This window comes from Pseudomonas sp. GQ91 (assembly GCF_059758795.1).
Genome location: NZ_JCAXED010000017.1, coordinates 70,408 through 96,122 on the forward strand (window position 1 = coordinate 70,408; position 25,715 = coordinate 96,122).

Annotated in this window: 24 protein-coding genes; 16 read left to right on the top strand and 8 right to left on the bottom strand. The window is 59.9% G+C overall.

What is annotated here, in order from left to right; genetic code table 11:
• Nucleotides 1-50: 50 nt before the first annotated feature.
• Nucleotides 51-1,676: an NADP-dependent glyceraldehyde-3-phosphate dehydrogenase gene (locus AC6CIA_RS22770; RefSeq protein ID WP_498315319.1), complete on the bottom strand. Its 1,626-nt coding sequence runs from the start codon at nt 1,674-1,676 to the stop codon at nt 51-53.
• Between the two features lie 139 nt (nt 1,677-1,815).
• Here AC6CIA_RS22770 and AC6CIA_RS22775 point away from each other — a divergent pair, with 139 nt between their 5' ends.
• Nucleotides 1,816-2,682 carry a Dyp-type peroxidase gene (locus tag AC6CIA_RS22775; protein WP_498315321.1) on the top strand — a complete coding sequence of 289 codons (867 nt, stop codon included), beginning with the start codon at nt 1,816-1,818 and terminating at the stop codon, nt 2,680-2,682.
• A gap of 67 nt (nt 2,683-2,749) precedes the next feature.
• On the opposite strand, the gene AC6CIA_RS22780 is transcribed toward AC6CIA_RS22775, so the two are convergent.
• Complete coding sequence (locus AC6CIA_RS22780) at nt 2,750-3,271, bottom strand: DUF3087 domain-containing protein (protein ID WP_498315323.1); 522 nt, start codon at nt 3,269-3,271, stop codon at nt 2,750-2,752.
• A gap of 175 nt (nt 3,272-3,446) precedes the next feature.
• On the opposite strand from AC6CIA_RS22780, the gene AC6CIA_RS22785 reads away from it, so the two are divergent.
• Together AC6CIA_RS22785 and AC6CIA_RS22790 are read left to right on the top strand one after the other, a co-directional pair.
• Nucleotides 3,447-3,623: a hypothetical protein gene (locus AC6CIA_RS22785; RefSeq protein WP_498315325.1), complete on the top strand. Its 177-nt coding sequence runs from the start codon at nt 3,447-3,449 to the stop codon at nt 3,621-3,623.
• 23 nt (nt 3,624-3,646) lie between these two features.
• Nucleotides 3,647-3,856 (top strand): DUF6021 family protein, encoded by a 210-nt coding sequence (locus AC6CIA_RS22790; protein ID WP_498315327.1) that lies wholly within the window; start codon nt 3,647-3,649, stop codon nt 3,854-3,856.
• A 48-nt stretch (nt 3,857-3,904) separates the two neighbouring features.
• On the opposite strand, the gene AC6CIA_RS22795 is transcribed toward AC6CIA_RS22790, so the two are convergent.
• Complete coding sequence (locus AC6CIA_RS22795) at nt 3,905-4,153, bottom strand: DUF6555 family protein (RefSeq protein WP_084380245.1); 249 nt, start codon at nt 4,151-4,153, stop codon at nt 3,905-3,907.
• 158 nt (nt 4,154-4,311) lie between these two features.
• On the opposite strand from AC6CIA_RS22795, the gene AC6CIA_RS22800 reads away from it, so the two are divergent.
• From AC6CIA_RS22800 to AC6CIA_RS22810, 3 genes are all read left to right on the top strand, one after another.
• Nucleotides 4,312-5,151: an arylamine N-acetyltransferase family protein gene (locus tag AC6CIA_RS22800; protein WP_498315329.1), complete on the top strand. Its 840-nt coding sequence runs from the start codon at nt 4,312-4,314 to the stop codon at nt 5,149-5,151.
• Between the two features lie 137 nt (nt 5,152-5,288).
• Nucleotides 5,289-6,041: an outer membrane beta-barrel protein gene (locus tag AC6CIA_RS22805; RefSeq protein ID WP_498315331.1), complete on the top strand. Its 753-nt coding sequence runs from the start codon at nt 5,289-5,291 to the stop codon at nt 6,039-6,041.
• Between the two features lie 191 nt (nt 6,042-6,232).
• On the top strand, nt 6,233-7,054 hold the full coding sequence (locus AC6CIA_RS22810; protein ID WP_498315333.1) for an aldo/keto reductase: 822 nt from the start codon (nt 6,233-6,235) through the stop codon (nt 7,052-7,054).
• A gap of 6 nt (nt 7,055-7,060) precedes the next feature.
• On the opposite strand, the gene AC6CIA_RS22815 is transcribed toward AC6CIA_RS22810, so the two are convergent.
• Both AC6CIA_RS22815 and AC6CIA_RS22820 read right to left on the bottom strand, forming a co-directional pair.
• Nucleotides 7,061-7,390 (bottom strand): DUF6388 family protein, encoded by a 330-nt coding sequence (locus AC6CIA_RS22815; protein ID WP_498315335.1) that lies wholly within the window; start codon nt 7,388-7,390, stop codon nt 7,061-7,063.
• A 33-nt stretch (nt 7,391-7,423) separates the two neighbouring features.
• On the bottom strand, nt 7,424-7,651 hold the full coding sequence (locus AC6CIA_RS22820) for a hypothetical protein (protein ID WP_498315337.1): 228 nt from the start codon (nt 7,649-7,651) through the stop codon (nt 7,424-7,426).
• Nucleotides 7,652-8,041: 390 nt separating this feature from the next.
• Between AC6CIA_RS22820 and AC6CIA_RS22825 the strand changes: the two genes are divergently transcribed.
• A complete protein-coding gene (locus AC6CIA_RS22825; RefSeq protein WP_498315339.1) occupies nt 8,042-10,129 on the top strand; it encodes an EAL domain-containing protein in 2,088 nt (695 codons plus the stop codon).
• A 31-nt stretch (nt 10,130-10,160) separates the two neighbouring features.
• Here the strand turns inward: AC6CIA_RS22825 and AC6CIA_RS22830 are convergent, their stop codons facing one another.
• From AC6CIA_RS22830 to AC6CIA_RS22840, 3 genes are read right to left on the bottom strand one after another with little or no spacing between them, the layout of a single operon-like run.
• The gene (locus tag AC6CIA_RS22830) at nt 10,161-10,997 is read right to left on the bottom strand and encodes a metal-dependent hydrolase (RefSeq protein ID WP_498315341.1); all 837 of its coding nucleotides are present in this window, start codon (nt 10,995-10,997) and stop codon (nt 10,161-10,163) included.
• A gap of 14 nt (nt 10,998-11,011) precedes the next feature.
• Nucleotides 11,012-11,905: an SDR family NAD(P)-dependent oxidoreductase gene (locus AC6CIA_RS22835; protein WP_498315343.1), complete on the bottom strand. Its 894-nt coding sequence runs from the start codon at nt 11,903-11,905 to the stop codon at nt 11,012-11,014.
• Nucleotides 11,902-13,452, bottom strand: coding sequence for a flavin-containing monooxygenase (locus tag AC6CIA_RS22840; protein WP_498315345.1), 1,551 nt, complete (start codon nt 13,450-13,452; stop codon nt 11,902-11,904). Before AC6CIA_RS22840 ends, AC6CIA_RS22835 begins: the two co-directional genes overlap by 4 nt.
• A 257-nt stretch (nt 13,453-13,709) precedes the next feature.
• Between AC6CIA_RS22840 and AC6CIA_RS22845 the strand changes: the two genes are divergently transcribed.
• From AC6CIA_RS22845 to AC6CIA_RS22885, 9 genes are all read left to right on the top strand, one after another.
• Complete coding sequence (locus tag AC6CIA_RS22845) at nt 13,710-14,708, top strand: alpha/beta fold hydrolase (protein ID WP_498315347.1); 999 nt, start codon at nt 13,710-13,712, stop codon at nt 14,706-14,708.
• 326 nt (nt 14,709-15,034) lie between these two features.
• Complete coding sequence (locus AC6CIA_RS22850) at nt 15,035-16,312, top strand: alkane 1-monooxygenase (protein WP_498315349.1); 1,278 nt, start codon at nt 15,035-15,037, stop codon at nt 16,310-16,312.
• Between the two features lie 145 nt (nt 16,313-16,457).
• Nucleotides 16,458-16,952 (top strand): alkane oxidation protein activator PraA, encoded by a 495-nt coding sequence (gene praA, locus AC6CIA_RS22855; protein WP_339533144.1) that lies wholly within the window; start codon nt 16,458-16,460, stop codon nt 16,950-16,952.
• A gap of 129 nt (nt 16,953-17,081) precedes the next feature.
• Nucleotides 17,082-17,591, top strand: coding sequence for an alkane oxidation protein activator PraB (gene praB, locus AC6CIA_RS22860; protein WP_498315351.1), 510 nt, complete (start codon nt 17,082-17,084; stop codon nt 17,589-17,591).
• Between the two features lie 127 nt (nt 17,592-17,718).
• Entirely contained in the window at nt 17,719-19,158 is a 1,440-nt protein-coding gene (locus AC6CIA_RS22865) for an outer membrane protein transport protein (protein ID WP_498315353.1), read from the top strand.
• Between the two features lie 334 nt (nt 19,159-19,492).
• The gene (locus AC6CIA_RS22870) at nt 19,493-22,030 is read left to right on the top strand and encodes an acyl-CoA dehydrogenase (RefSeq protein ID WP_498315355.1); all 2,538 of its coding nucleotides are present in this window, start codon (nt 19,493-19,495) and stop codon (nt 22,028-22,030) included.
• Nucleotides 22,031-22,159: 129 nt separating this feature from the next.
• Nucleotides 22,160-23,503, top strand: coding sequence for a 3-oxoacyl-ACP reductase (locus AC6CIA_RS22875; protein WP_498315357.1), 1,344 nt, complete (start codon nt 22,160-22,162; stop codon nt 23,501-23,503).
• A gap of 2 nt (nt 23,504-23,505) precedes the next feature.
• Nucleotides 23,506-24,408 (top strand): MaoC/PaaZ C-terminal domain-containing protein, encoded by a 903-nt coding sequence (locus AC6CIA_RS22880; RefSeq protein WP_498315359.1) that lies wholly within the window; start codon nt 23,506-23,508, stop codon nt 24,406-24,408.
• On the top strand, nt 24,405-25,703 hold the full coding sequence (locus tag AC6CIA_RS22885) for an acetyl-CoA C-acetyltransferase (protein WP_498315361.1): 1,299 nt from the start codon (nt 24,405-24,407) through the stop codon (nt 25,701-25,703). The genes AC6CIA_RS22880 and AC6CIA_RS22885 overlap by 4 nt, the downstream gene beginning before the upstream one ends.
• Nucleotides 25,704-25,715 lie beyond the last annotated feature (12 nt).

Genomic DNA, 25,715 nt, shown 5'->3' on the forward strand with positions numbered 1-25,715 from the left:
GCCGGTGACGCCAGTTCGCGAGCAAGCCTGCTCCTAGGGTGGGTGTCATTTCAGAAAATATAGTCCGTGGTCAAAAAGCTCGAGGCCCGATCGCGAATGATATCGCTGATCAAGTCCTTGTTAGGCTCCTGGAACTTGGTTGCCACCAGCGTGCGGATCGAAAACACCCGCAGCGCATCATGCACCGACAACGTGCCTTCGGCCGAGTTCTTGCGCCCGTTGAACGGGAACGTGTCCGGCCCGCGCTGGCATTGGGCGTTGATATTGATCCGGCCGACCTGATTGGCGAAGGTGTCCACCAGCTTGCCGATTTGCGCGGGATCGGTGCCGAAGAGACTCAACTGTTGGCCGAAGTCCGATTCCAGGACGTAGTCGATCACCGTCTCCAGTTCGCGGTAGGGCACGATAGGCACCACCGGGCCGAACTGTTCTTCATGGTAGACGCGCATCTGCGGGTTCACCGGGTACAGCACCGCCGGGTAGAAAAACGAACCGCGACTGATCCCGCCGTCGCGATTCACTACATGGGCGCCGTGGGTTTCGGCGTCGGCCACCAGGGCATGCAGGTAGTCGACCTTGCCGGGCTCCGGCAAGGGGGTCAGGGACACGCCATCTTCCCAAGGCATGCCGGGCTTGAGTGTCGCCAGCTTGTGGTTGAATTTTTCGATAAAACTGTCGACTACAGCCTCATGCACGAAAAGGATTTTCAACGCCGTGCAGCGCTGGCCGTTGAACGACAGGGCACCGGTAACCGCCTCATTGACCGCGTTGTCCAGGTCAACCTCGGGCAACACAATTCCCGGATTTTTCGCATCCAGTCCCAGGGCGGCGCGCAGGCGGTGAGGGCGCGGGTGCAGCTTTTTCAAGTCGCTGGCGGCCTTGTTGGTGCCGATAAACGCAAAGATATCGATCTTGCCGCTGGCCATCAGCGCGCTGACGGTTTCTCGCCCGCTGCCATAAATCACGTTGATCACTCCGGCCGGGAAGCTGTCGCGAAACGCCTCCAGCAACGGCCGGATCAACAGCACGCCGAGCTTGGCCGGTTTGAAGACCACGGTGTTGCCCATGATCAGCGCCGGAATCAGCGTGGTGAAGGTTTCATTCAGCGGATAGTTGTAAGGGCCCATGCACAACGCCACGCCCAACGGCACGCGGCGGATTTGCCCGAGGGTGTCCTGCTCCAGTTCGAAGCGGCTGGAGCGGCGGTCCAGCTCCTTGAGGGCATTGATGGTGTCAGTGATGTAATCGCAGGTGCGGTCGAACTCTTTCTGCGAATCCTTGAGGTTTTTGCCGATTTCCCACATCAGCAGTTTCACCACGGCGTCGCGCTGCTCGCGCATGCGCCGCAAAAAGGCTTCGACGTGCTGGATGCGTTCAACCACGCGCAAGGTTGGCCAGACGCCCTGGCCGCGGTCGTACGCGCGCACGGCGGCGTCGAGGGCGGTCAAGGCGGTCTCGGCATCCAGCAGCGGGGTGCTGCCGATGATCACCGGCGTATCGCCCTCGGGCCCACTCACGTGCACCGGGCTGCGCACCTGGGCCAAGGGGCCATCCCACGTGCGCAACTGGCCGTCCACCAAATAGTCACGTTGTTCGATCGGGGCCGGAAGCCGGAACTGCTCGGGAATATCGTTGGCACGGGGAAACAGATTGGCAAGCAAGTGATCGGTGGTCATGTCGCTACCCCTGGAGTGGTTGCACAGCGTGGCTTAGAGATTCCCCTATCTGAAGGCTCTGTTGCAAGGCTTACGCGTTATCCCCTACGCACAGCGGCGTGCGCCGGGTAAACTGGCGGGCTTACTTGAAGGAGTTCACATGAGTCAGTACCAGCCGGGCATTCTTGCCGCACCGGTGCCTTTGCAGGCACGCCATCTGTTTTTTGCCGTCGAGTCGATTGAAGCCGTACCCGCGGCACTCGATGCGTTCTTGCAGTTGGTCGACTCGGCTGTGGTGGTAGGGCTCGGCGAGCCACTGGTCAACGCGCTTGGCGCGCAGATCGAGGGGCTGCGCAGCTTTCCGCACGTCAGCGGTCCGGGGGCCGACAATCCATCGACCCAGCACGCGCTGTGGTGCTGGTTGCATGGCGAGGATCGGGGTGAGTTGCTGCTACGCAGCCGAGCCTTTGAAAAAACCTTGGCGCCAGCGTTTCGCCTGGTGCAGATGACCGAAGGCTTCCGCTACAAGAGCGGTTTCGACCTGACCGATTACGAAGACGGCACCGAAAACCCCCATGACGATGCGGCCGTCGAAGCCGCGGTGGGTGCAAGCGGTGCCAGTTTTGCCGCGATCCAGCAATGGCAACATGACCTGGATGGGTTCGCCGCGTTGCCGGCCGAGGAGCGCGACCATATCATCGGTCGTCGCCATGGCGACAACGAAGAACTGGACGACGCGCCGGAGTACGCGCACGTCAAGCGTACCGCCCAGGAAAGCTTCACTCCCGAAGCGTTTGTCGTACGCCGCTCCATGCCTTGGGCGGAAAATGGTCAGGCGGGGTTGATGTTCCTCGCGTTCGGGCATTCCTTCGATGCCTTTGAGGCTCAGCTGCGGCGCATGAGTGGCCTGGAAGACGGCATTGTCGATGGCCTGTACCGCATCAGCACGCCGCTGACGGGCGGCTATTATTGGTGTCCGCCGCTCCGGGATGGGCGCCTGGACTTGAGTGCCGTGCTGGCCGGTTGAACCCGTGCGCCGTGCCAGCGCCGCGATGAGCCCACGGACTCATCGCGGCTGTCCGTCCCGCCGATTCTCAAGGGTTTTTCAGCGCCTGCAGCCACGCCGGGTCCAGGCGTGACTGCTCGAGTTTGATCCCCAGTGCTTGCATCCTGGTCTGGTGCTCATCCATTTCCCGTACCAGTTGCGCCTGGGCACTGGAGTTGGCATCCAACTCATGCATTTGCGTCAGACCCAAGTGATAGAAGCGCAGCAGTTTCATCGCCGCCGGGTCGTTGGCCTGCACCTGTTCCTTGACCTGGTGCATGACATTGGTCACGCGCATCAGGTTGCGCTTGAGCTGCCAGCCATACACCGCCGGCGCCAGCCAGGCCTGGGACCAGAAAGGGCCGCGCACCAGCATCACGGTCAGCACCACGCCGGCCAGCACACCCGCGACGTTGAAGCGAAAATTATCGCCGCCGGGTTCGCCAAACAACCTCACCGCCAAGGTTGATAGCAGCATTGCCAGGGCGACAAATATCACCGCGACGATCAGCGTGCTGCGCCGGGTCTGTTGGCGATAGGTTTGCGGGTCGCAAGGTTTGATCTCGAACATCCGGGCTGCAGTCTCCATGAGGGAAGTAAGGGCATTGAGCGACGCGGCATCTTCTCATGCTTTGCAGCCGTAGTGACAAAGTCGCTCAAGGCGTCCGCCCGGCATTCAGTTTGAACGATGGCCGCCAGGGTTTTCTCTAAGTCCTGTAGGCAACGAAATTCAAGTGAGGTGGACCATGACCCGGTATCAGCAGCAACCCGGCCCCGAAAACCCTGATGAACCGATCATGCCGGGCGAGGTGGAGCGTGATAACGACGCCAACCGCCCTAACGACCCGGTCAGGCGTGAGCAAGAAGAAGAGCAGGTGGAAGAGCATCTGGAACACCTGCACGATGAAGCCCGTCCGCTATAAAGCGGCGAGTACAGGAGGTTATTGTGACTGAGCATTCTAAAAAGCCTGATGGTCCGCATTCGTCGGAACATGCCACTGATGGTGACGAATTGGGTTTCGACCCGGACTCGCCGGATCTGGCCGACCCGCAAGTCGATCCCGTAGGCCCGGCAATTGCGCCGCTGGATAAAGAAAACAAGGAAAAGCCTGCCAGACAGCCGGCTTATGATCCGTTGGGTGATTTGAAACCTTGATGGAAATGTCCCGCAGGGCCTTTGAAACAAGCGCCCTGCGGGCTTCACTCACTCGCCAAATCGCTTGGGCGCGACCCAGGTTACGTCGGTGATGCCGTATTTTTCCGCCCATGGCCGCGTGGTTTTCTTGGTGCGTTCATGGCCGGGCCGGCCGATACGGCCGACATGGGCAACCCCTGCGTCACAGCTGGCCCAGTGCCAGGCTTCAGCGTTATTCATCACCTCCGCGCGTACCACGAAGGATTTCACTTCGCCATGCAGCCGGTAGTGGATGGTGTAGATCGTTGCGGTACTCATATCGACTCCCTGTGTTGATATGGAATGGATTCAATACGGTTCAGAAAGGTTCAGAAAGTTTGCGGCGAAAACGCGGGGTGATTGATGCAGATCACAATTGGCAACTGACGTGGTTCCGAGTATTAGTATGGCTTTTGCCCAGCGCCAAGGAACGAGCCATGCCCGAGGATTCGCCACGTTTGACCCACAGCCGTCTGTACCTGGAACGCCTGGGTTATGCCACGCCGCCGCCGCCGACCCTGCAAACCCTGGCGCAGCTGCAGTTGCGTCATGTCAGCAGCTTCGCCTTTGAAACCCTCTCGAGTCTGCTGCGTGCGCCAGTGCCCATCGATTTGCCCAGCGTTGAGCAAAAGATCCTGTTGGACGGCCGCGGTGGTTATTGCTACGAATTGAACCAGATGTTCCTGGCGTTGCTGCAGATGTTGGGCTTCGAGGCGCGCGGCATCACTGGCCGGGTAGTGATGGGCGGTCCGCCCGATGCGCTCACGCCGCGCACCCATCGCCTCAGCCTGGTGACACTGGACGGTGTGCGCTACATCACTGACGTTGGCTTTGGTGGAATGGTGCCCACCTGTCCGTTGCGGGTGGACACCGAGGCGCCCCAGGCCACGCCGCATGAACGCTATCGCCTGACCGCGGAGGAGGGCAGCTACACCTTATGGGCCGAGGTTGGCGGAGAATGGCGTGGGCTTTATGTGTTCGATCTGCAGGCGCAGTCGCACTTCGATTACGAAATCGGCAACTGGTACGTCTGCACCCATCCCCAATCACCGTTTCTCGGGCAATTGAAAGTCGCGCTGATCGGCCCCGGCCTGCGCCGTACTTTAAACAACGGTCATTACGCCGTGCATTATCTGGACCGGGACAGCGAAAAGCGCTCCATCCACGCGGTGGATGAGTTGCTCGCGCTGCTGGAAAACAGCTTCGGGTTGCGTTTGCCCGCGGACCCACACTTGCGGCCCAGGCTGATGGAAATGCTGGCTGCTCCCGCCGTTTGATCAATCAAGACCCTTGACCTAGAGCCTTGCCTGAACCGTTTTATCTCAAAATTGTCGCAAATTAAATCGAACCTTTGGTTTGCTCGGGGGTTCGAAGCGATTCCTGAATAATTTGCTCAGACAAGGAGATGTAAACGATGTCCAAGCTATTCGCAAAGCTGCTGAAAGGTTCGTCGGTCCTGGCATTGGTCACCGTGCCTGGCGTCGTGTTTGCCGCCCCGTCCACCGCCCCGATTTCGACTTTCGGTATCTTGGGGGCCTACAACGACTTCAAGCTTGAAGGCGGCAGCGAAAGTGACAAGGAGCACATGCCTGAAGCCGGCCTGTTCTATAACTTTGGCAACAAGCTCACCGCTGAGTCCGGGTTTATCTATCAGGCCGGGGTCGAGGCCAAATTCGGCAAGAAAAGCGACAACAAGCTCAAGGAAGGCCAGGCCGACCTCGATCTGGGCTGGCGTGCCGCGCTGGATGCGCGCAACTTCGTCGACGTGCTGGTGGGCGGCGGTTACAGCTGGACTCGCTACGAGCCGGAATCCGGCGACTACGACATGAAGCTCACCAACAAATCACCGTTTGCGAAGGCTGCCGTGGGTTACAACCACCAGTTCGATGACATGACCATGCGCGTGGAAGTCGGCGCCCGTCACACCCTCGACGGACGCGCCCGGCTCAAGGTCGATGGCATCGGCAGCGATACCGTGGACCTCAAGGACCGCACCAACCCGTACGCGGAAGTCAGCCTGCTGATGAACCAGAACGGCGACCTGCCGGTCATGGCCGGTCTGTACTATACCCGCACGGAATACAAGCTGGATGGTGATTCGGCGGTCGCCGACAACACCAAGCTCAAGCGTGACGAATATGGCTTCAAGGTAGGTCTCGCCTTCTAAGGCTATACCGAGTCCGGTGTGGGAGCGGGGTCGCTCGCTCCTGCACCCAATGTTCCCGCCAACGTCCCCCATCATCATTTTATCAAGCCCTCTAGCCGCCTTGAGGCCGCGAATTGGCCAGGCCTTTCCATTGAACCCTTTTGCCTGGTGAATGCCACACTATGAGATCGCACACTCATTTGGAGGTTGGCATGCGCACCATTGATCTGGCGGGCACCCCGGTTCCTGTCATCGGCCAGGGCACCTGGCGCATGGGGGAAAACCCCGGGCAGCGAAGCGCGGAGGTCGCGGCACTGCAACTGGGCATCGACGAAGGCATGAGCTTGATCGATACGGCGGAAATGTACGGCGAGGGCGGTGCTGAAGAGGTGGTCGGCGAGGCGATACACGGGCGACGGGAACGGGTGTTTCTAGTCAGCAAGGTTTATCCGCATAACGCCAGCCATCAAGGTGTTCCCCGGGCGTGCGAGGCCAGCCTTCGGCGGCTGGGCACCGATTATATCGACTTGTATCTCCTGCATTGGCGTGGGCAATACCCCCTCGAAGAAACTGTGGAGGCGTTCGAGCGTCTGCGTGAAGCCGGCAAGATCGGTCGCTGGGGCGTGTCCAATTTCGATGTGGCGGATCTTCAGGAACTGGCGTCACCGGCCTGCGCGACCAATCAGGTGCTGTACAACATCCAGGAGCGAGGGATTGAATTCGACCTGTTGCCGTGGTGGCAACAACATAACCTGCCGTTGATGGCTTACTGCCCGATTGCTCAGGGCGGTGATGTGCTGTCCAGCCCGACCCTCAGGCAAATTGCCCTCCGTCACGCTGTGACACCGGCCCAGGTGTGCCTGGCCTGGGTGTTGCGCCAGCCGGGTGTCATCGCGATTCCCAAGGCGGTAACGCCCGAGCACGTTCGGCTTAACGCCGCCGCGGCCAAACTTGTTCTCGACGCGCATGATCTGGACGCCATTGATCGGGTGTTCGGCGCGCCAAAGCGCAAGCATCCGCTGGCGATGGTTTGACGCCAGTCAGTCAGCGAGTCCGTGGAGTTGGCAGTACGCTTCCCAACTGAGGCCGGCCATCTGGGCGACTTCCTTGTGGACTTCAAGGCGTCGCGCCTCGAAGTCCTCGGGCGAGCGGGCAACCAGTTGCAAGGTCAGTTCCCAGGCAAATAGGCCGAGGCGTTCGGCTTCCGCTTCAAAAGCTTCATGCAGGCGCTCGGCGCGGTACTGCGCCATGGATTCTTTCTTGGCTTGTGCCGCCAACGGGTTCAGCGTATCCAGTTCGGCGCGCAACGCCGGGCGCTGTTCGAGGAAAATATCCAGGGCTAGCTGGTGGTTTTCGCCAGGTTCAGACAAGGCCGTACTCCAGGATGAAACGCTGATCACGCTTCAGAGCGACGTTTGGCGCGAACGGCTTTTGCGCCTGGCGCGCTTGCGCAACAGGTTTGAAACCCGGTTTTGCAGCGGATCAAGCAGGAAAAAAAACAGGTAAGCCGTGAGCACCAGAGCCAAATCAATCCAGGTCTTGTTGATGGGACCCTCCACTGACTCGATGGCGGCCTTGACCAGAAACAGTACCGCTACTCCACACAGCCACAGCACTGCGGTTAAAAACAAAGGTCGTGCGCGATTTGAAAGCCTGCCTTGCATGTTCAATAGATATCCTTGGATTGCCCGACTCGACTCATTTCGATGCCGGCCTGTCAGTGTGTAAGCCTATGACCTGACTGGATTATGACGGGTTCATAAAAACCGCCAGGATCGATCTGATGCCTGGACGGCCTGTTTGTAATATTTGGCAAGATTACACCAAGATTTGTGCCATTGCTGGCGCTCCAGATCAAGACAGATGAAGAAACCCTGCGTAATCGCCAGTCATGTGAGTAAATCCCTTCCCCTTCCGGTGCCATGACGTGTAGCGTTGACCAACGGTCAAGCACAATGGCCCAAGCCTTGTTTTCACCCGTATTCGCAAGCCCTGAACCCCCTACGGCTGAGGGATAAGCCATGGCGCAAACGCTGTTCAAACTGTTCTTCACCCAGCGTTTGGCGGCGTTGGCGAGTACTGAGTCGCTACGGGCTATCCGCGAGGGGTTGTTGTGGATTTTGCCGTGTCTGCTGGTGTCGGCCGGGTTCCTGATCCTTTCCGAGTGCGCCCGGATGCTCGGGGGGGATCCGCAGGTCGTGGCGCTCCTGGCGGGGTTGCACGGCGAAATCAGTTCAGTGGTTCCGTTGCTGGTCGCGGCGTCGATCGGCTATATGCTGGCGATCCAGCACCGCCTGCCGCAGTTGCCCGTGGCGTTTCTGTGCCTGGCGCATGTGGTCACCGCACTCTTTGTGCTACGGGACTACCCCCGTGCATCGGCGACCTTTGTGTTGTTTATCGCGATCGCATCGCCACTGCTCGTCGTCCCCGCGATTGCCTGGTTGCACCGGCAACGCTGGACGCGACTGATCAATGAAGACCTGGTGGTACATAACCTGAAGGGCACGATCAACATGGTCGTGCCGGGGGCAATCACGGCCTTGCTGTTGGTGGCGGTGTTGTCATTACTGTTGCAGATTCCCCAGGTGACGCAACTTCAGGGACCTGTCGTGCTCGACGCGCTGGAGACGCCCTTTGGCAGCGGGATGTTTGTCACGGCGATCAATTCGCTGTTGTGGTTTTTTGGCATTCACGGCGTGTACGCGATCCAGCCGCTGTTCGATGTGCTGGATCATGCCGTAACCCTCAATAGCGCGGCCCTCGCGGCCGGCGAGCCGATCAAATACATCCTGAACAACGGCTTGCTGGGGTGTTTCGCGTTTATTGGCGGCGCCGGCAGCTCGCTGTGTCTACTGCTGGCGATCCTGCTGGTGTCCAAAAGCCAGTCGATGCGTTTGCTGGCGATGGCGAGCTTGCCGTTGTCGTTGTTCAACGTCAGTGAGGTGCTGTTATTCGGCTTGCCGATCATCCTCAATCCACGGCTGTTCATACCCTTCTTGTTGGTCCCGGTTTGCAACTCGCTGCTCGCCTTGATCGTGGTGCAGTCAGGTTGGGTTTCGCCGGCCGTGGTCAGCGTGCCGTTTACCGCGCCGGTCCTGCTCAATGCCTATTTGAGCACCCACGGCGATTGGGCCGCGGTGGTATTGCAACTGGTCCTGTTGGGCGTAGGCATGCTGATTTATATCCCCTACGTTCGGGCCATCCATCGGCAAGCCACGGAGGGCGGTACGGTGTACCTCAAGTCTTTCGACATGACCTTTCGCGGCCTGGAAGAAAAGGGGCGCCTGCTGGAGCTGGACCCGGTACTGACTTCCCATAAGGTCCTGGCTCGTCAGGCCAACGCACTGAGTCGGATCCAGCAGATCAGCGACTATGAGTTTTACCTCGAGTTTCAGCCTCAAGTATCCACCTTGACCGGCTTGTGTACGGGTTGCGAAGCATTGATGCGTGCCCGTGACAGCGAAGGTACGGTGCACTCGCCATGGGAGTTCCTGCAATGGCTGGCCCAGGCTAGGTTGATGCCGGATGTTGACGTATGGGTGGCGTCCCAGGCGGTACGTCAGTACCAGAAGTGGCAAAAGGTCGGTTTTTCGTTGCCGATGACCATCAATATTTCCAGCGCTACCCTGACCACGCCGGCCTATGGCGAGCGGCTGGTCGAGATTCTGTCCCAGGCCCATGGCCAGGTATCAGTGGAAATCACCGAAGATGCGTTGGTGGGGGACATTCAGGTCACGCGGCAGATGATCGAAAAGCTGCAAGGCATCGGCGCCAAGGTCTACATCGATGACTTTGGCACGGGGTTTTCGGCGCTGAGCTACTTGCACCAGTTTCCGGTGGACTTCATCAAGATCGATCGCAGTTTTGTGGTGGCCCAGCATGACCCCAAGGGCGCGCAGGTGCTGACCGGGATGCTGCGATTTTGTGAGGCACTCAACCTCGGCGTCGTGGTGGAAGGTGTCGAGACCGCCGAACAACTGGCCTTTTTGCAGTCGGAGGCGGAATTGATTATCCAGGGATGGTATTTCAGCAAGGCCTTGCCGGGACATGCGCTGGAAGGCTTTGTCCGTGAACGTGCGCATAAGGTGGCGCAAGGCATTGGGGGGTAGCGCGATTGCGTCCCCCCCCCCCCGTTGGGCATTATCCGGCAAGTCCATTGTTGCGTTCGATCTCCTCGACCAACCCGGCAATCCCCTCCAGACGTGCCCGATTGTCATGATCCCAGGGGTGAAACCCCGGCTTGAAATAATGTAACCAAGGCAGCGCCATGCGCGGGAAGACCCCCTTGGGCCCGTAAAGAAACTTCAGCATCCGCCAGAACCCCTTGAGATGTCCGCCCGCGCGTCGATCCGCGAACAGCAGGCGCAGGTGAAAATCAAACACCACCAGCCAGAACAATACCGTGGTGAACAGCATGGTTCCGGTACGTAGCAGATAGCGCTTGGGGCCTGGTTTGATCACGCTGTTCCAGACATCGAAGGCCACGGCTTTATGTTCGGTTTCCTCAAGGGCGTGCCAGTACCACATTTGCTGATAGCTCTTGATCGAGTCACCGAAGCGTGACGGGTCGCTGAGCAATATTTCCGCGAGCATCGCCGTGTAATGCTCCAGGGCAATAGTCACTGCGAGGTTGAAGGACGCAGGAAAGTGCTTTTTTTGCAGGTCGAGGATCGTTTTCAGTCGACGGTCCAGCGTGTGGGCCGGTAGTCCGGCGGCTTGCAGCAGGTCGTTGTAGGCGACATGTTCCCGGCTGTGCATGGCTTCCTGGCCAATGAAACCCTGGACGTGCTTCTTCAGTTCGGGATCTTCGATGGACGTGCGGTAATGGCGCACGCTGTCCATGAAGAACAGTTCGCCCTGTGGAAATAGCAGCGACAAGGCATTGAAAAAATGCGTGATAAACGGCCCTTGCTCATGCCAGTCCTTGATGCGGTCGGCGGGCAGGGTGAAACGCAGGTCACGGCGAATGGGCAGCATCGGGCTACTCCTGTTCAGAGACGTTGTTCATCGGTGGTTTCCAAAACCGGCGCCTTGGGTCTTTTCGGCGCCATGCGTTTGCTGGCAAATACCACCAGCGCTTGATAAGCGGCCGGCATACAGCGCGCGAGCAGGTCCAGGGCGTAGGCATCACGGCCGATCAACACGCGACGTTTGTTCTTGCGCACGCCTTGCAGAATCACCTTGGCCGCCTGATCGGCATCGGTGATAAAGAGCTTTTCGAAATCGGCCCGGGCCTGCTGCTCGCTATGGATCAGAAAACCGGTCATGTTCGCGTCGATCCGGCTGCTGCGACAGATGTCCGTGCGAATTCCGCCGGGATGGACGCAGGTGGCCGAGACGCCGCAGCGTTGCATGTCCAGTTCCTGACGCAGGGATTCGGTAAAACCGCGCACGGCGAACTTGGTGGCGTTGTAACCGCTCATGCCGGGCTGGGCAAACAGGCCGAATACACTGGACGTGTTGATCACATGCCCGTCGCCGCTGGCCTTGAGGTAAGGCAGGAATGCCTTGGTGCCGTGGACCACGCCCCAGAAGTTGATGCCGACGATCCACTCCAGGTCGGCGTAGTCCACGCCTTCCACCGTACTCGACAATGCCACCCCGGCATTGTTGAAAATCAGGTTGACCTGGCCGTGCTCGGCCGCGCAGGCGGCGGCCCAATCCCCCATTGCCTGGCGGTCGGAGACATCCAGGGAACAGCGGGTGATACGCACCGGGACCAGGGTCGAGTGCTCGACCAGTTGCACCGTCTGTTCCAGGCCCAAGGTGTTTTTATCCGCCAGGGCCAGGTGGCAACCTTCTCGCGCCAGGGCCAATGCCAAGGCGCGGCCCATGCCCGAGGCCGCACCGGTAATAGCCGCCACGCGGCCGTTGAATGACTTCATGACAGGCTGCCTTCTGTGGTGATGTGGGGCGCATTGACCAACTGTGGCGTCGGGTCGACCGCGGCCGGCGTGGTCAGGTAGTCCTTGAGCGCGAAGTGACGCGTGACCTGCTTGAAACGCCAGGTCGAACCGGGCCACAAGGTGGTGTTCTTGCCAGTGCGTGGGTCCAGGTACCAGCTCTGGCAGCCCCCGGTGGACCAGATGGTGCGCTTGAGCTTGCCCTGCAACTGCTCGTTGTAGGCGCTTTCCACCGCCGGCTTGACGTCCACACTGTCGATCCGGTGTCGGCGCATCTGTTGCAGGGCCTTGAGGATGTAGGTGACTTGTGCCTCGATCATCAGAATCATCGAGTTGTGGCCCAGCCCGGTATTCGGACCGACGATCAGGAACAGGTTCGGATAGCCCGGTACCGTAGTGCCCAGGTAGGCGTGCGCGCCGTCGCGCCAGGTGTCCATGAGGTCCACGCCGTCGCGGCCGATAATGCAGCCTCGGGGCAGGGGATCGGTGGCTTGGAAACCGGTACCGAAGATCAGGCAATCGGCAGGGTGCTTGATGCCATCGGCGGTGATCACGCCGTCAGTTTCAATGCGCAACACGCTGTCAGTGACTACTTGTACGTTGCTGCGCGACAGCGCGGGGTAGTAGTCGTTGGAGATCAATACACGCTTGCAGCCGATGGTGTAGTTGGGGGTCAGGACTTTGCGCAGGGAAGGCCGGGCCACTTGTTTGTGCAGGTGGCGCAGGGCAATTTTCTGCACCATCTTCATCAGCCGCGGATGCAGGGCAAAGCCCACCACGCGACCTTCCAGGGCCCAGTAGAAAGCGCTGCGCACCATGCGTTGGGTGAATGGCAGGTGCTTGAAGGCCCAACGCTCGAAGCGTGAAATCGGCCGGTCCGGCTTGGGCATGATCCAGGGTGGGGTGCGCTGGAAGACATCCAGGTGCGCCACCTGCGGGGCGATCCGCGGTACGAATTGAATCGCGCTGGCGCCGGTGCCGATCACCGCTACGCGCTTGCCTTTCAATGAATAGTCATGATCCCACTGCTGGGAATGGAAGCGCTTGCCCTGGAAAGTCTCAAGTCCGGGAATTGCCGGCAATGCCGGACGCGAGAGGCCACCCATACCTGAAACCAACACTCGCGCGCTGACCTGGCGGCCATGGGTGAAACTCAACTGCCAGCGCTGGGATTGCTCATCGAACACCGCTCGCTCGAGTCCCATGCCGTAGTGCAGGTACGGCGCCAATCCGTAACGCTCGGCGCAGTCTTCCAGGTAGGCGCGAATTTCGGCCTGTGGCGCAAATTGCCGGGTCCAGTGCGGGTTGGGCGCGAAGGAAAATGAATACACATGGGACTGCACATCGCAGGCGCAGCCAGGGTAGTGATTGTCGCGCCAGGTGCCGCCCAATGAGTCCGCCTGTTCGGCGATAAAGAAGTCATCCAGCCCGGCTTCCTTGAGTTTGATCGCCATGCACAGACCGGCGAAACCGGAACCGATGATGGCGATATCGACTGAATCAGTCATGCGCCTTACGGGTTGTGACATCGGATTTGCTCCTGTTTTTGTTTTGGCTTTTAGATAAGACACCATTGCAAAGGAAAAATGAATTAATTATTTTAAAAAAGATTTTAAATAATCTACCTGAAAATATCGCCTACGCTACCCACCTGTCGCTGATGTGCGACTTGTCCGACGGACGCGCACCTCACACACGCAGTTAAGGTCCAAGGGGAGGGCGGTGGCTGAGGTCTTGATCAATTCCGGTCGGACGGTCAGCAGCAGGGAAAGCAGAGGACCGAGCTATGGCTGTCGAGTGGGTTATCGCTGTGGGTGTGTTTGCAGGCGTCAGCGCAGTGTTGTGGGGCCTGAGCGCCTGGATGACGCGGCGCATTGAAACGGCTGTACCCGTCAACGGACGCTTTTTGGAGGTCGATGGCGAGCGCTTTCATTATGTAGAAGAGGGCAAGGGCCCGCCGCTGGTGATGATCCACGGCTTGATGGGCAGTAGTCGCAACCTGACATATGCCTTGTCCGCGCAATTGCGCGAGCACTTTCGGGTCATCACCCTCGACCGGCCCGGCTCGGGTTATTCCACTCGGCATAAAGGCACCGGGGCCGACCTGCGAAGCCAGGCACGGCAAGTGTCCAGGTTTATTCAGACTCTGGACCTGGGGCAGCCATTAGTACTGGGGCACTCCCTGGGCGGGGCGATTTCCCTGGCCCTGGCCCTGGATCATCCGCACGCGGTCTCGGGGTTGGTCCTGGTGGCGCCTCTGACTCACCCCCAGCGCATGTTGCCGCTGGTATTTCTTTCACTGGCTGTGCGTCCTGGATGGTTGCGCCGTTGGGTCTCGCACACGCTGACCGCGCCGCTGGGAATGCTGACCAGCGCTTCGGTCGTCAAAGGCGTGTTTGCGCCAGACCCGGCTCCGGCGGACTTCGCCACCCGTGGCGGAGGCATGCTGGGGATGCGTCCTGACAACTTCTATGCGGCCTCCAGCGAAATTTCCCAGGTCAACGATTACTTGCCCGACATGGTCAAGCGCTATCCACAGTTGCGACTGCCGATCGGCTTGATCTATGGCGCCCAGGATCAGGTCCTGGATTTTCGCAAGCACGGCCAGGCGCTGGCAGACAAGGTGCCGGGGTTGAAGCTGCAACTGGTCGAAGGACGCGGCCACATGTTGCCGATCACCGCTGTCGAGCGTGTGGCGGCGCTGGTCGAACAGATCGCCAAGCGTGCCGGACCCGCGCCAGCCGACGCCGCTCTGCAGCCGACCTTGGTTGTGGCGAGCAAATAATCGTGGTCCTTGCAGCGCGGGCGAGACTTCGTAAGGCCTGCTCTAGACACGTGACCGAACGGCTGAAAAAGAGACTGAGCAGTCACGTAAAAAAGGCCTCGAGAAAGTAGTTGACGACCTATCGATTCCGCGCTATCTATTTAAAAAAATATTTCAATGTTTGTTTTGAAATGATTTTTGAAATGCCGAAGAGCGAATAAAATAATGAAAAAAACGCCTTTTATCGCATATCCGAACTTCAGCAGCTGCCAGTGCTGTTCAAGCCTGTCGACTGCCCGTATCCCTTCATTTGCCAGCCTGGTTGCACCTGCTGCCCGGTGGCTGCCATGAACCAGACCCTCACGGCTCCACAGGTATGGACCGATGGCAAGCGTCATCTGTGGTGGCTTGGCATCATGCCGTTGGCCACGCCTTTACTGTCCGGAACCCTGGCCATCACCACGGGCGTGCAAGCACTGTGGTGGGTCGGCGTGCTGGTGATCTTCGGTTTGATTCCATTGATTGACGGCCTGTTGGGCGAAGACGTCAGCAACCCGCCGGAGTCTGCCGTCAACGGTCTGGAAGCGCAGAAGTACTACCGCTGGATCGTCTATACCGGCGTGCTCTTCGTCATCTCATCGCTGGTGATTACCGGCTGGCTGGCGGTCAGCGGCATAGACTGGATCATCAGCGGCGGCCTGCTGCAACTCACCGCGTCCCTCGATCCATCGAGCTGGGTTGCACAGACCGCCAGCTACATTACTTCACGTACTCAATTGCACGGTGCGGTCAGTGGGTTCACCTACCTGGGCATGGCCATGTCCACTGGCGCCGCCACCGGCATCGCGATCAACACCGCCCATGAGCTGGGTCACAAACCGCGTCTGCTGGAGATCGTGCTGGCGAAGATTACCCTGGCACCGACCTTCTACGGACATTTCTACACCGAGCACAACCGTGGCCACCACGTACGCGTAGCGACGCCGGAAGACCCGGCCAGTTCGCGACTGGGGGAAAGTTTCTGGGCCTTCCTGCCGCGTTCGGTCTGGTTCAGCGCGCGCTCGGCCTGGAACCTGGAGCGTGAACGCCTGCGCAAACTCGGCCTGCCGGTATGGCATTGGAAGAACGGCGTGCTCAGCGCCTGGATGTACAGCGTGGTGTTGTGGGGGGTGATGATCGCCTGGCTGGGGGTGGCGGTGATTCCGTTTCTGTTGATCCAGGGCATCTACGGCTTTTCCCTGTTGGAGGTGGTGAACTATGTCGAGCACTACGGCCTTCAGCGGCAGAAGTTGCCCAACGGTCGATATGAGCGGTGCTCGCCCCGGCATTCATGGAACAGCAACCGGATCGTCACCAATATCTTTCTGTTCCAGTTGCAGCGCCATTCCGATCATCACGCCAACCCCACGCGCAGTTATCAGTCCTTGCGCCACTTTGATGAATCGCCACAACTGCCGTATGGCTACGCCAGCATGATTGTCTGGGCGTATGTACCTTACTTGTGGCGGCGACGCATGGATCACCGGGTACTCAAACACTATTCGGGTGATGTAACACTGGCCAATATTCATCCGCCAAAGCGCTCCAGGCTACTTGAGCAGTACGGCAATACACGTAAGTTTTAATGTGAATCAACGAGTGTAAGGCTTATTCGGGATTTATATCGCGCAGGACCTTATCGCCCACGATTTGCCGATATCGAGTGCTGCTCAAGTGACAAGAAGATTGTTTGCCCCTGAAAAAAAACAAGATAAAGGGAAGGACGTACACATGCAAAAAACAGCGAAGTTCACCACCCATATTGTGCTCGCCGCACTGGGTCTTATTGCCTACCACCAGGCCCAGGCCGCGCGTATCGAGCCTGCCGGCAGTTCCTTCACGGCCCAGGGGCCGATCAGTTTTTCCAAGGGCGCTCTTATCAGTGCCGATTGCACCATCAAGGTCGCCGGAAAAGTCGCGCCTGACGGTTCGTCCGTCAATGTCGACGCCGTTGAATTCGATGGAGGCCTCAAGTGCAGCCGTGTCGAGGCCATCAACCTGCCTTGGGTATTGGTGGCCAAAGACACAAAAAGCGGCTCGATGTCGAACATCAGCGTGGATGTCCACGCCTTCGGCCTGGGCGGCAAGTGCGGCCCATCCACGGCGGAAGGCACCTGGGATAACGCCACTGGGAAGTTGGAGGCGGCCAACGTGCCGATCGGCGAAGACTGCACGATCAAGACGGTGTCGATCAAGATGCCGCCGACGTTCAAGGTCGTCGAATAAGCCATTTAAGTTGTAGTGGTAATTGAATTGAGATTTGGCTGGAAAGGGAAGTTCCGCAGTTTCACCGTGACCTCTCGATCATGGCCATTACCCCGGCGAAATATTTCGCCTTACATGTGAGGAAAAACAATGAAAAGCTTGAAAACCCTCGTTTGTGCAACTTCTTTTGCAATGTGCTTTGGTGCCGCATCGATGGCCAGTGCGGCGTCGATTACTCCGAATGGTGCGTTCACCACTGACCCGGGCACCATTGTGGTGACGTCGCCGTCTTCCTTTGGGGCACCTGTTACCTGCGGCATCACCTTCGGCGGGACAGTCACCGGCGGCGTTGCCACCATCACTTCGGCCGCCTTGACCGGCGGTGGTCTGTGCGGCTTGCCCACGCTGAAAAACATTCCGGCTCCGGGCTGGGTATTGACTGCTACCAGTTTTACCCCAAGCACCGGAATCGGCGCAGGTACCGTAAAGAACGTGGGCTGGACGGTCGCATTCCCGTCCTCCAACTGTGGCGCAGGCACGATCACCGTAGCCTGGAATCAGGCGACCAAGATGCTGACTGCGTCTAACCAGGCGCTTTCCGGCAATTGCGCCGTCCAATCCTTGAGTGTCAAGGCTCCCGGTTTGAGCCTCGCTCCTTGAACCCTCGAGTCTGTAGAGCAAAGAGCTGATCACCTCTGAAGTGCAGGCGCCTCGCAAGAGGCGCCTGTTGAGGTAAACCGCATCGGTTCGACGGACCGTGGCGGACAAAAAAAATTAGGAGTGGAGCATGAATAATAAGAAACAACAGGCGCAGGTGTTCTTCGGCTTGGCACTGCTGAGTGGACTGCTGGCGACAACCGGCTCGGCTCAGGCGGGCGGCTTCATGGCTCCGACTGCTAACGCCGCGGGCTGGGGGCGGGCATTCGGCGGTGGTTCGATGTTCAAGAACGACCCGTCGGCCGCCTTCAACAACCCGGCTGCCATGGCGTTCATTGACAAGACCGTTTCGCAGTTCACCCTCAGCTACGCAAACATTGACATCAAATACAAAGGATCCGCGTATGACTACGCGGGCAATCCGGCATCCAACACGGTCTTTGACCCCAGCACGGGCCTCAGCTCGACACCCCGTACCGGTGACGGTGGCCAAGGCGGCTTCGAAGCCTATATACCGACCGGCTTCATGGTGATCCCGATTAACGACCGTTTTGCTTTCGGCCTGAGCCAGGTGGTGCCGATGGGCGCCCGTACCACTTGGGATTCCGACTGGAAAGGTCGGGACTTCGCGGTGGACACGCGAATCGAAACCGTTGGCTTGACCGGCTCGCTGTCGTTCAAGGTCAATGACCAGTTTTCCGTGGGCGCCGGTGCGATTCTTCAGCACACCAAAGGGTTTGTAAGCCAGAACGTCGATCTCTTTGCCGCCGCATCGCAGTCGCCGGATCTGGGCAACATTCCGTTTCCCGCAGGGCAGGGCCATGCCTTGATGCGGGTCAAGGTCGACAATAACTCGCTGGGCTGGTTTGCCGGTGTGACTTGGAAGCCGACGTTGCAGGACACCATTGGCCTGAACTACCACGCCAAGGTCAAGAACAAGCTGGAGGGTAAGTACAACGTCTACGCCGACCCGACATCGGAAGGCCTGATGACCACCCCTGTGGTGGATGGCAAGACGCTGGTCGAGTTGGCCTATCCTGGCCTGAAACTGTATCCAGGTGGTGCCAACGCTTCAACGCAACTGGACATTCCAGCCAATGCGTCGCTGGACTGGGTACACCAGTTCTCCGACCGCTTGAGCCTGGGGGCCAGCGTCACCTGGACCCAATGGTCTTCGTTCAAGGCGCTGACCTTGAAGTCCGAAGGCAACACCATTGTGTCGATTCCGTATAACTACAAGAACACCTGGATGTACTCATTCGGCGGCGACTACCGGCTTACCGATGACCTTACCGTGCGCGCCGGTGTGGCCTTCGACCAGACGCCGACCCGCAACTCCACCCGTGACCCGCGTATTCCGGATGGTGACCGGACCTTCGCGTCCCTCGGTTTTGGCTACAACATCCGGGCGATTCCGGGGTTGAGTATCGACGGCGCGTATTCCCGGCAATTTGTGGAAACCGTCAAGCTCAAGACCAAGAACGTAGATCGCCTGGGTGCTGGATCGCTGGATGGCAAGTCCGAGGCCAAGGGCGAAGTGCTCAGCCTGACGGCCACCTACGCTTTCTGAGTTGAAGTCGGAGCAATAAGCAAACCTTGTGGCGAGGGGGCTCGCCGGACCGCCGTATCGCCCCCGTTGGGCTGCGCAGCAGCCCCAATAGCGGCTGTTTTAGCCCTACGGGGGCGATACGGCGAGCCCTCGCCACAAGAAGGCATCCAAATTTCCATGAATGATCAATCCGGCTGAGCTGCTCAGCCGCAAATTTTTTGGGTAAACAATTAAATTAAAATTTCAAAAGATAATTTGAATTTATCTTTTCAAGTTTGTAGTGTGGCGTTAAGTCGCGGGTCATTTCGACCTGCTCGCTTGTGTGCCGTACCCTGAATTGAGTCGAGGTGTCTCCATGATTATCTGGTTATTGGCGGGGCTCGCCGCGGCTATTACCCTGGCCTATCGACAAGCCACTGCTGTGTTGTGGTTAGCTGCCGGCCTGGTCTGGCTGGCCGGTGGTTATCTGTTCAACGCGGTGGCGGGACTGGGGATCAGCGTCGCCGCATTGCTGGTGGTGATGCCGGCGTTGCTGATGACGCTCAAGCCGTTGCGCCGCGCGTTGTTGACCAGTAAGGCGTTAAGCCTGTTTCGCAGCATCATGCCGGCCATGTCCGACACCGAACGTGCGGCCATCGAGTCCGGTACCGTGTGGTGGGATGCCGAGCTGTTCAGTGGCAAACCCCGTTGGGAGCGCCTGTTGCAAGCGGCGCCTGCGCGTTTGAGTGCCGAAGAACAGGCATTCCTCGACAACGAAGTGGAAACCCTTTGCGACATCGCCAACGACTGGGAAACCACCCAGGTCTGGCAAGACATGTCGCCTGAAGGGTGGCAGTACACCAAGGAAGCGGGTTTCCTGGGGATGATCATTCCCAAGCAATACGGCGGCAAAGGCTTCTCTCACTATGCGCATTCGCAAGTGGTGATGAAGCTGTCGACCCGTTGCTCGGCCGCCGCCATTTCGGTGATGGTGCCCAACTCCCTGGGTCCGGCCGAACTGTTGCTGCATTACGGTACCGACGCCCAGCGCAACTACTACTTGCCGCGCCTGGCCCGAGGCGAAGACATCCCGTGCTTTGCCCTGACCAGTCCCTATGCCGGCTCCGATGCGGGGGCGATTCCCGACCTGGGCATCGTCTGCAAAGGCATTCACGAGGGCCAGGAAGTGTTGGGTTTCAGCGTCACCTGGGACAAGCGCTACATCACCCTCGGGCCTATTGCGACGGTGCTGGGCCTGGCCTTTCGTGCCGAGGATCCGGAAGGTCTGCTGGGGCAGCCGGGCTCCTTGGGTATCACTTGCGCGCTGATTCCAACGTCCCATCCAGGGGTGCAGAGCGGTCGTCGGCATTGGCCGCTTAACGCGGTATTCCAGAACGGCCCGACCCAAGGTAAAGACGTGTTCATTCCTCTGGAATGGGTGATCGGTGGTCGCGAACAAGTGGGTAATGGCTGGCGCATGCTGATGGAATGTCTGGCGGCCGGGCGTGCGATTTCCCTGCCATCGGCCAACGTCGGCCTGGGCAAAGTCGCGGTGCGCGGCACCACGGCGTATGCAGCGATGCGTAAGCAGTTCGGTCTGCCCATCGGCAAGTTCGAAGGTGTGCAGGCCCCGTTGGCGCGCATGTCCGGGCACCTGTATGCCTGCGACGCGGTGCGCAAAGTCTCGGTGGCGTCCCTGGATGCCGGCGAGCAACCCTCGGTGATTTCGGCGATTGCCAAATACCACGTCACCGAGCGGGCGCGGATCATTGTCAACGACGGCATGGATATCGTCGCCGGCAAGGGCATTTGCATGGGGCCCAACAACTTTCTCGCCCGTGCCTACCAGCAAAGCCCCATCGCGATTACGGTGGAAGGCGCCAACATCATGACCCGTTGCCTGATCATTTACGGCCAGGGCCTGATTCGCTGCCATCCCTATGTGTTCCGCGAAATGGAAGCGGCGCGCAACAGCGACGGACGCAAGGCGCTGGTGGAATTCGACAGTGCTATGTTCGGTCATCTGAGTTTCGTGCTGGCCAACACCGTACGCGCGGCGGTGCATTCACTGACAGGCGGACGGCTGATTTCCGTACCGGGTAAGACTGATCCAGCGCTGGCGTCCTACTACCGACAAGCCAATCGCCTGTCAGTGGTACTGGCGTTGATTTCCGACATTTCCATGGGCGTGCTGGGCGGCGCGCTCAAACGCAAGGAAAGTATTACCGGGCGTCTGGGAGACATACTGTCCCAGCTTTACATCCTGTCTTGCGTACTCAAGCGCTTCGAAGACGATGGCCGGCCCCAGGCAGATTTGCCGCTGGTGCATTGGTCGGCCCAGGACGCGCTGTTGCGGGCCCATGAGGCGTTGGCGGAAGTGCTCGACAACTACCCGTCAAAAGCCGCTGCGCGGGTGATTCGTGGCTTGAGCTTTCCGTTTGGCATCCCGCAGCGCAAGCCGTCCGATCGCCTGCTGGCCGAAGTAGCGGACCTGGTGCAGACCCCGGGCGAAAGTCGTGACCGGCTGCTGGCCAATTCCTATATCCCACGGCCGGAAGTCGACAAGCTGGCCTATGGCGAGCTGGCGTTCCGCCTGTTGCCGCAGGTGGAGTTGATCGAGGCGCGGCTCAAAAGCGCGACGCGCCAAGGCGTGCTTGAACCGATGCCGATCTCCGGCACGGCGTTTACCCAATGGCGAGTCAAGGCCCGGGCCCTGGATTTGATCAGCGACGACGAAGAGGCATTGCTGGCGCGCTATGTGGAATACGCCGATCACGGCATTCAGGTCGACGATTTCCCTCAGGACTTCGGGCTGCTGGAGGCGCTGCAGCAACGCCAACAGACATTGGATCAGTTGGCCAAACCCGCGACCAAACGTCGGGCCAGCCAAGACGCGAACGCATCGGTCGATTGACCCTTAAATCGTAGGCGCGAGCTTGCTCGCGAAGAACCCAAGAGCGCCGCGTTTATTCAGGGTGGTCGCCTCATCGTCATGGTTCTTCGCGAGCCCGTTCGCGCCCACAGAAATGCAACAGGATTACCTATGAGCGACCGTTACCTATCTTTCGTCAATTCCCCATGGGGGCATTGGTTTGCCAAGACTGCCGGGCTCCCGCAACCGTTACCCTTGCAACGCCATCGCAGCGGTCAGCAAAGCCTGGTCAACCCGGTGATCGTCGCGGGAGCAGGGCGCCTGGCAGGCGAGGTGCAGCGGATCTTTCGCGCCACGGATACCGTGACGGCGCAACCCGCGACAATCAAGGCGCCATCCACCGTCAAGGTGCAGGGCGCGGTGTTTGATGCCAGCGAGATTGTCGATCTCAAACAATTGGATGAGCTGTACGAATTCTTCCATACCAACGCCAAGCGCCTGGGGCAACATGCTCGCGTTGTGGTGCTGGGCACGGCGCCCGAACACTGCACGGCGTTGCCCCAGGCTGTCGCGCAACGTGCCTTGGAGGGCCTGGTGCGATCACTGGCCAAGGAATTGCGCCGGGCGATCACCGTGCAATTGGTGTATGTCGCGCCTGGCGCTGAAGGTGTGCTGGAAAGTAGCCTGCGCTTCTTTCTTTCGCGGCGTTCGGCCTACGTTTCCGGGCAAGTGGTGCGTCTGGAAAAACCCGTTGATAACGCGCTGGAGATTGACTGGGACCTGCCGTTGAAGGGCCGTCGCGCCCTGGTCACCGGGGCTTCCCGAGGCATTGGCTTGGCCATTGCCCAGGTCCTGGCGAACGAAGGTGCGCAGGTGGTGTGTGTCGACGTACCCCAAGCCCTGGAATCCCTGCAACAGGCGGCCCGTCAGGTCGGTGGCAGCGCATTGGCGCTGGATATCACCGCCAGCGATGCCACGACGCAGTTGCAGGCCCATATCCACGAACACGGTGCCTTTGATGTAGTGGTCCACAACGCCGGGATCACCCGTGACAAGACCATCGCGAAAATGTCCGAAGCGGCCTGGCGCAGTGTGCTGGCGGTCAACCTTGAGGCGCCGTTGCAACTCAGCATGGCTTTGCTGCAAGGGCAGGGGCTCAATCCCGGGGGGCGGATTGTCTGCGTGTCGTCGATCTCTGGAATCGCCGGCAATCTGGGGCAGAGTAATTACGCGACCTCCAAGGCCGGAGTGATTGGCCTGGTGCAAGGCCTGGCGCCGCTGGCAGCCGCGCAACAGGTCACCGTGAATGCGGTGGCACCGGGGTTTATCGAGACGCAGATGACCGCAAAAATCCCGCTGATGATTCGTGAAGCGGGGCGGCGGATGAATTCCCTGTCCCAGGGCGGACAGCCTGTCGATGTGGCGCAAACCATTGCCTGGTTGGCCCATCCAGCCTCGGGCGCAGTCAATGGCCAAGTGGTCCGGGTCTGCGGCCAAAGCCTGTTGGGAGCCTGAGTATGGAGTATGTGACGCAGATCATCGATCCGCCGCCGTCGCGCAACCGCCTGCTGCTGGATGGGCTGTTGGCACTGCGCAAACCCACGCTCGATGACGCGCCCGCGTTGCCCAAGGAGCGGCTGGTACGCGCGGCGGTGGAGCTTTCGGCGCCGGCGATTGCCGCTTATGGCCGCGCCTGCGGTTTTCGTCGCGAGCAAGGCGTGCCGTTGTCTTACCCCCATGTGCTGGCGTTCCCGCTGCACCTGATGTTGCTGACCCGGCCGAGTTTTCCCTATCCGGCCAGCGGCATGGTGCACCTGGCCAATCGCATCCGTCAGCACCGGCGCCTGGAAGCAGGCCAGGCTCTACGCCTGGAGGTGTATGCCGAACGTTGGGTCGCCCATCCCAAGGGCCAGGCCTTGAGCATCGCCACCCGCGCCTACAGCGCGGGCGAGCTGGCATGGGAAAGCGACAGCCTGTATTTGCGCCGTGACGTCGTCGATCCAGTGGGCGAGCCGTGGGGTCACAACCTGTCGCTGCCCGACCAAGGGCTGGTGCGCACTCAGCGCTGGGCATTGCCCGCTGATCTGGGGCGACGATTTGCCAAGGTCTCGGGCGACTACAACCCGATCCATACCTCGTTGATCGGTGCGCGCTTGTTCGGTTTTCGCCGCGCCATTGCCCATGGCATGTGGACCCTGGGTCGCGCACTGGCCGCCCAGCAACCGCCGGGCGGGCTGGACGTGGCCGAGGCGCATTGCGATTTCAAGTTGCCGATCTTTCTGCCCGGCCAGGTCGCCTTGTGGAATGCGCCGACGGCCGGTCCGCGACGTGCGTTCGAGGTGCGCAACCTGGCCGGGGACAAACCGCATATGCGCGGCTTGTTTATCTGGCATTCACGTTTTGATGAGAGTCGTCCATGAGTGACTACAGTTTCAGTCCTGCCCCGACCCGCCGCGTGGCGATTGTCGGCGGCAATCGCATTCCGTTTGCCCGCTCCAATACGGTGTATGCCCACGACAGTAATCAGGATCTGCTGGTGGCCGCGCTGCAAGGCCTGGTCGACCGTTACAACCTTCACGGCGTACGCCTGGGCGAATTCGCCGCGGGGGCGGTGATCAAGCATTCGCGGGATTTCAACCTGGCGCGTGAGTCGCTGCTGTCCACCACCTTGTCTGCCGAAACCCCGGCCTACGACCTGCAGCAAGCCTGCGGCACCGGCCTGGAAGCGGCATTGCTGGTGGCCAATAAAATCGCCCTCGGGCAGATTGAAGTGGGCATCGCCGGCGGTGCGGATACTACTTCCGACGCGCCGATCGGCATCAACGAGTCCCTGCGCCGCACGCTGCTGTCCGCCAATCGCGCCAAAGGCAGTGTGAACAAACTGCGCAGTCTGCTGAGTGTGCGACCGTCAATGTTCTTCAAGCCGCTGCTGCCGCGCAACAGTGAACCGCGCACCGGCTTGTCCATGGGCGAGCACTGCGAGGAAATGGCCAAGCGCTGGCAGATTACGCGGCTGGCCCAGGACGAATTGACCCTCACCAGCCACCAGCGGCTGAATGCGGCGTATCAGGACGGTTTCTTCGACGACTTGATCAGTGCGTATCGTGGCCTGGCCCGTGACAACAACCTGCGCGCCGATGCCAGCCTGGAAAAGCTCGCCGGTTTGTCTGCGGCCTACGACCGTCAGAACGGCACTCTCACGGCGGGCAATTCGACGCCGCTGACGGATGGCGCCTCGGTGGTGTTACTGGCCAGCGAGGAATGGGCCGCGGAGCGTGGACTGACGGTATTGGCCTACCTGCGCACGGGCGAAACCGCCGCGGTGAACTTTGTCGACGGCAGCGAAGGTCTGCTGATGGCGCCGGCCTATGCGGTGCCACGCATGCTCAAGCGTGAAGGTTTGAGCTTCGATGATTTTGACTTGTTCGAAATCCACGAAGCCTTCGCTGCTCAGGTGCTGTGCACCCTCAAGGCGTGGGAAGACGCGGACTATTGCCGTGATCGTCTGGGGCTGGACGCGCCACTGGGCAGCATCGACCGCGCCAAGATGAACGTCAACGGCGGCTCCCTGGGCTGTGGTCATCCGTTTGCCGCCACCGGCGGCCGGCAACTGGCGGCTCTGGCCAAAGCCATTCACCAGCGCGGCGGCGGGCGTGGTCTGATCTCCATCTGCGCCGCCGGCGGGTTGGGCATTACCGCTATCGTCGAAAAGTAGCCCCACAAAAAC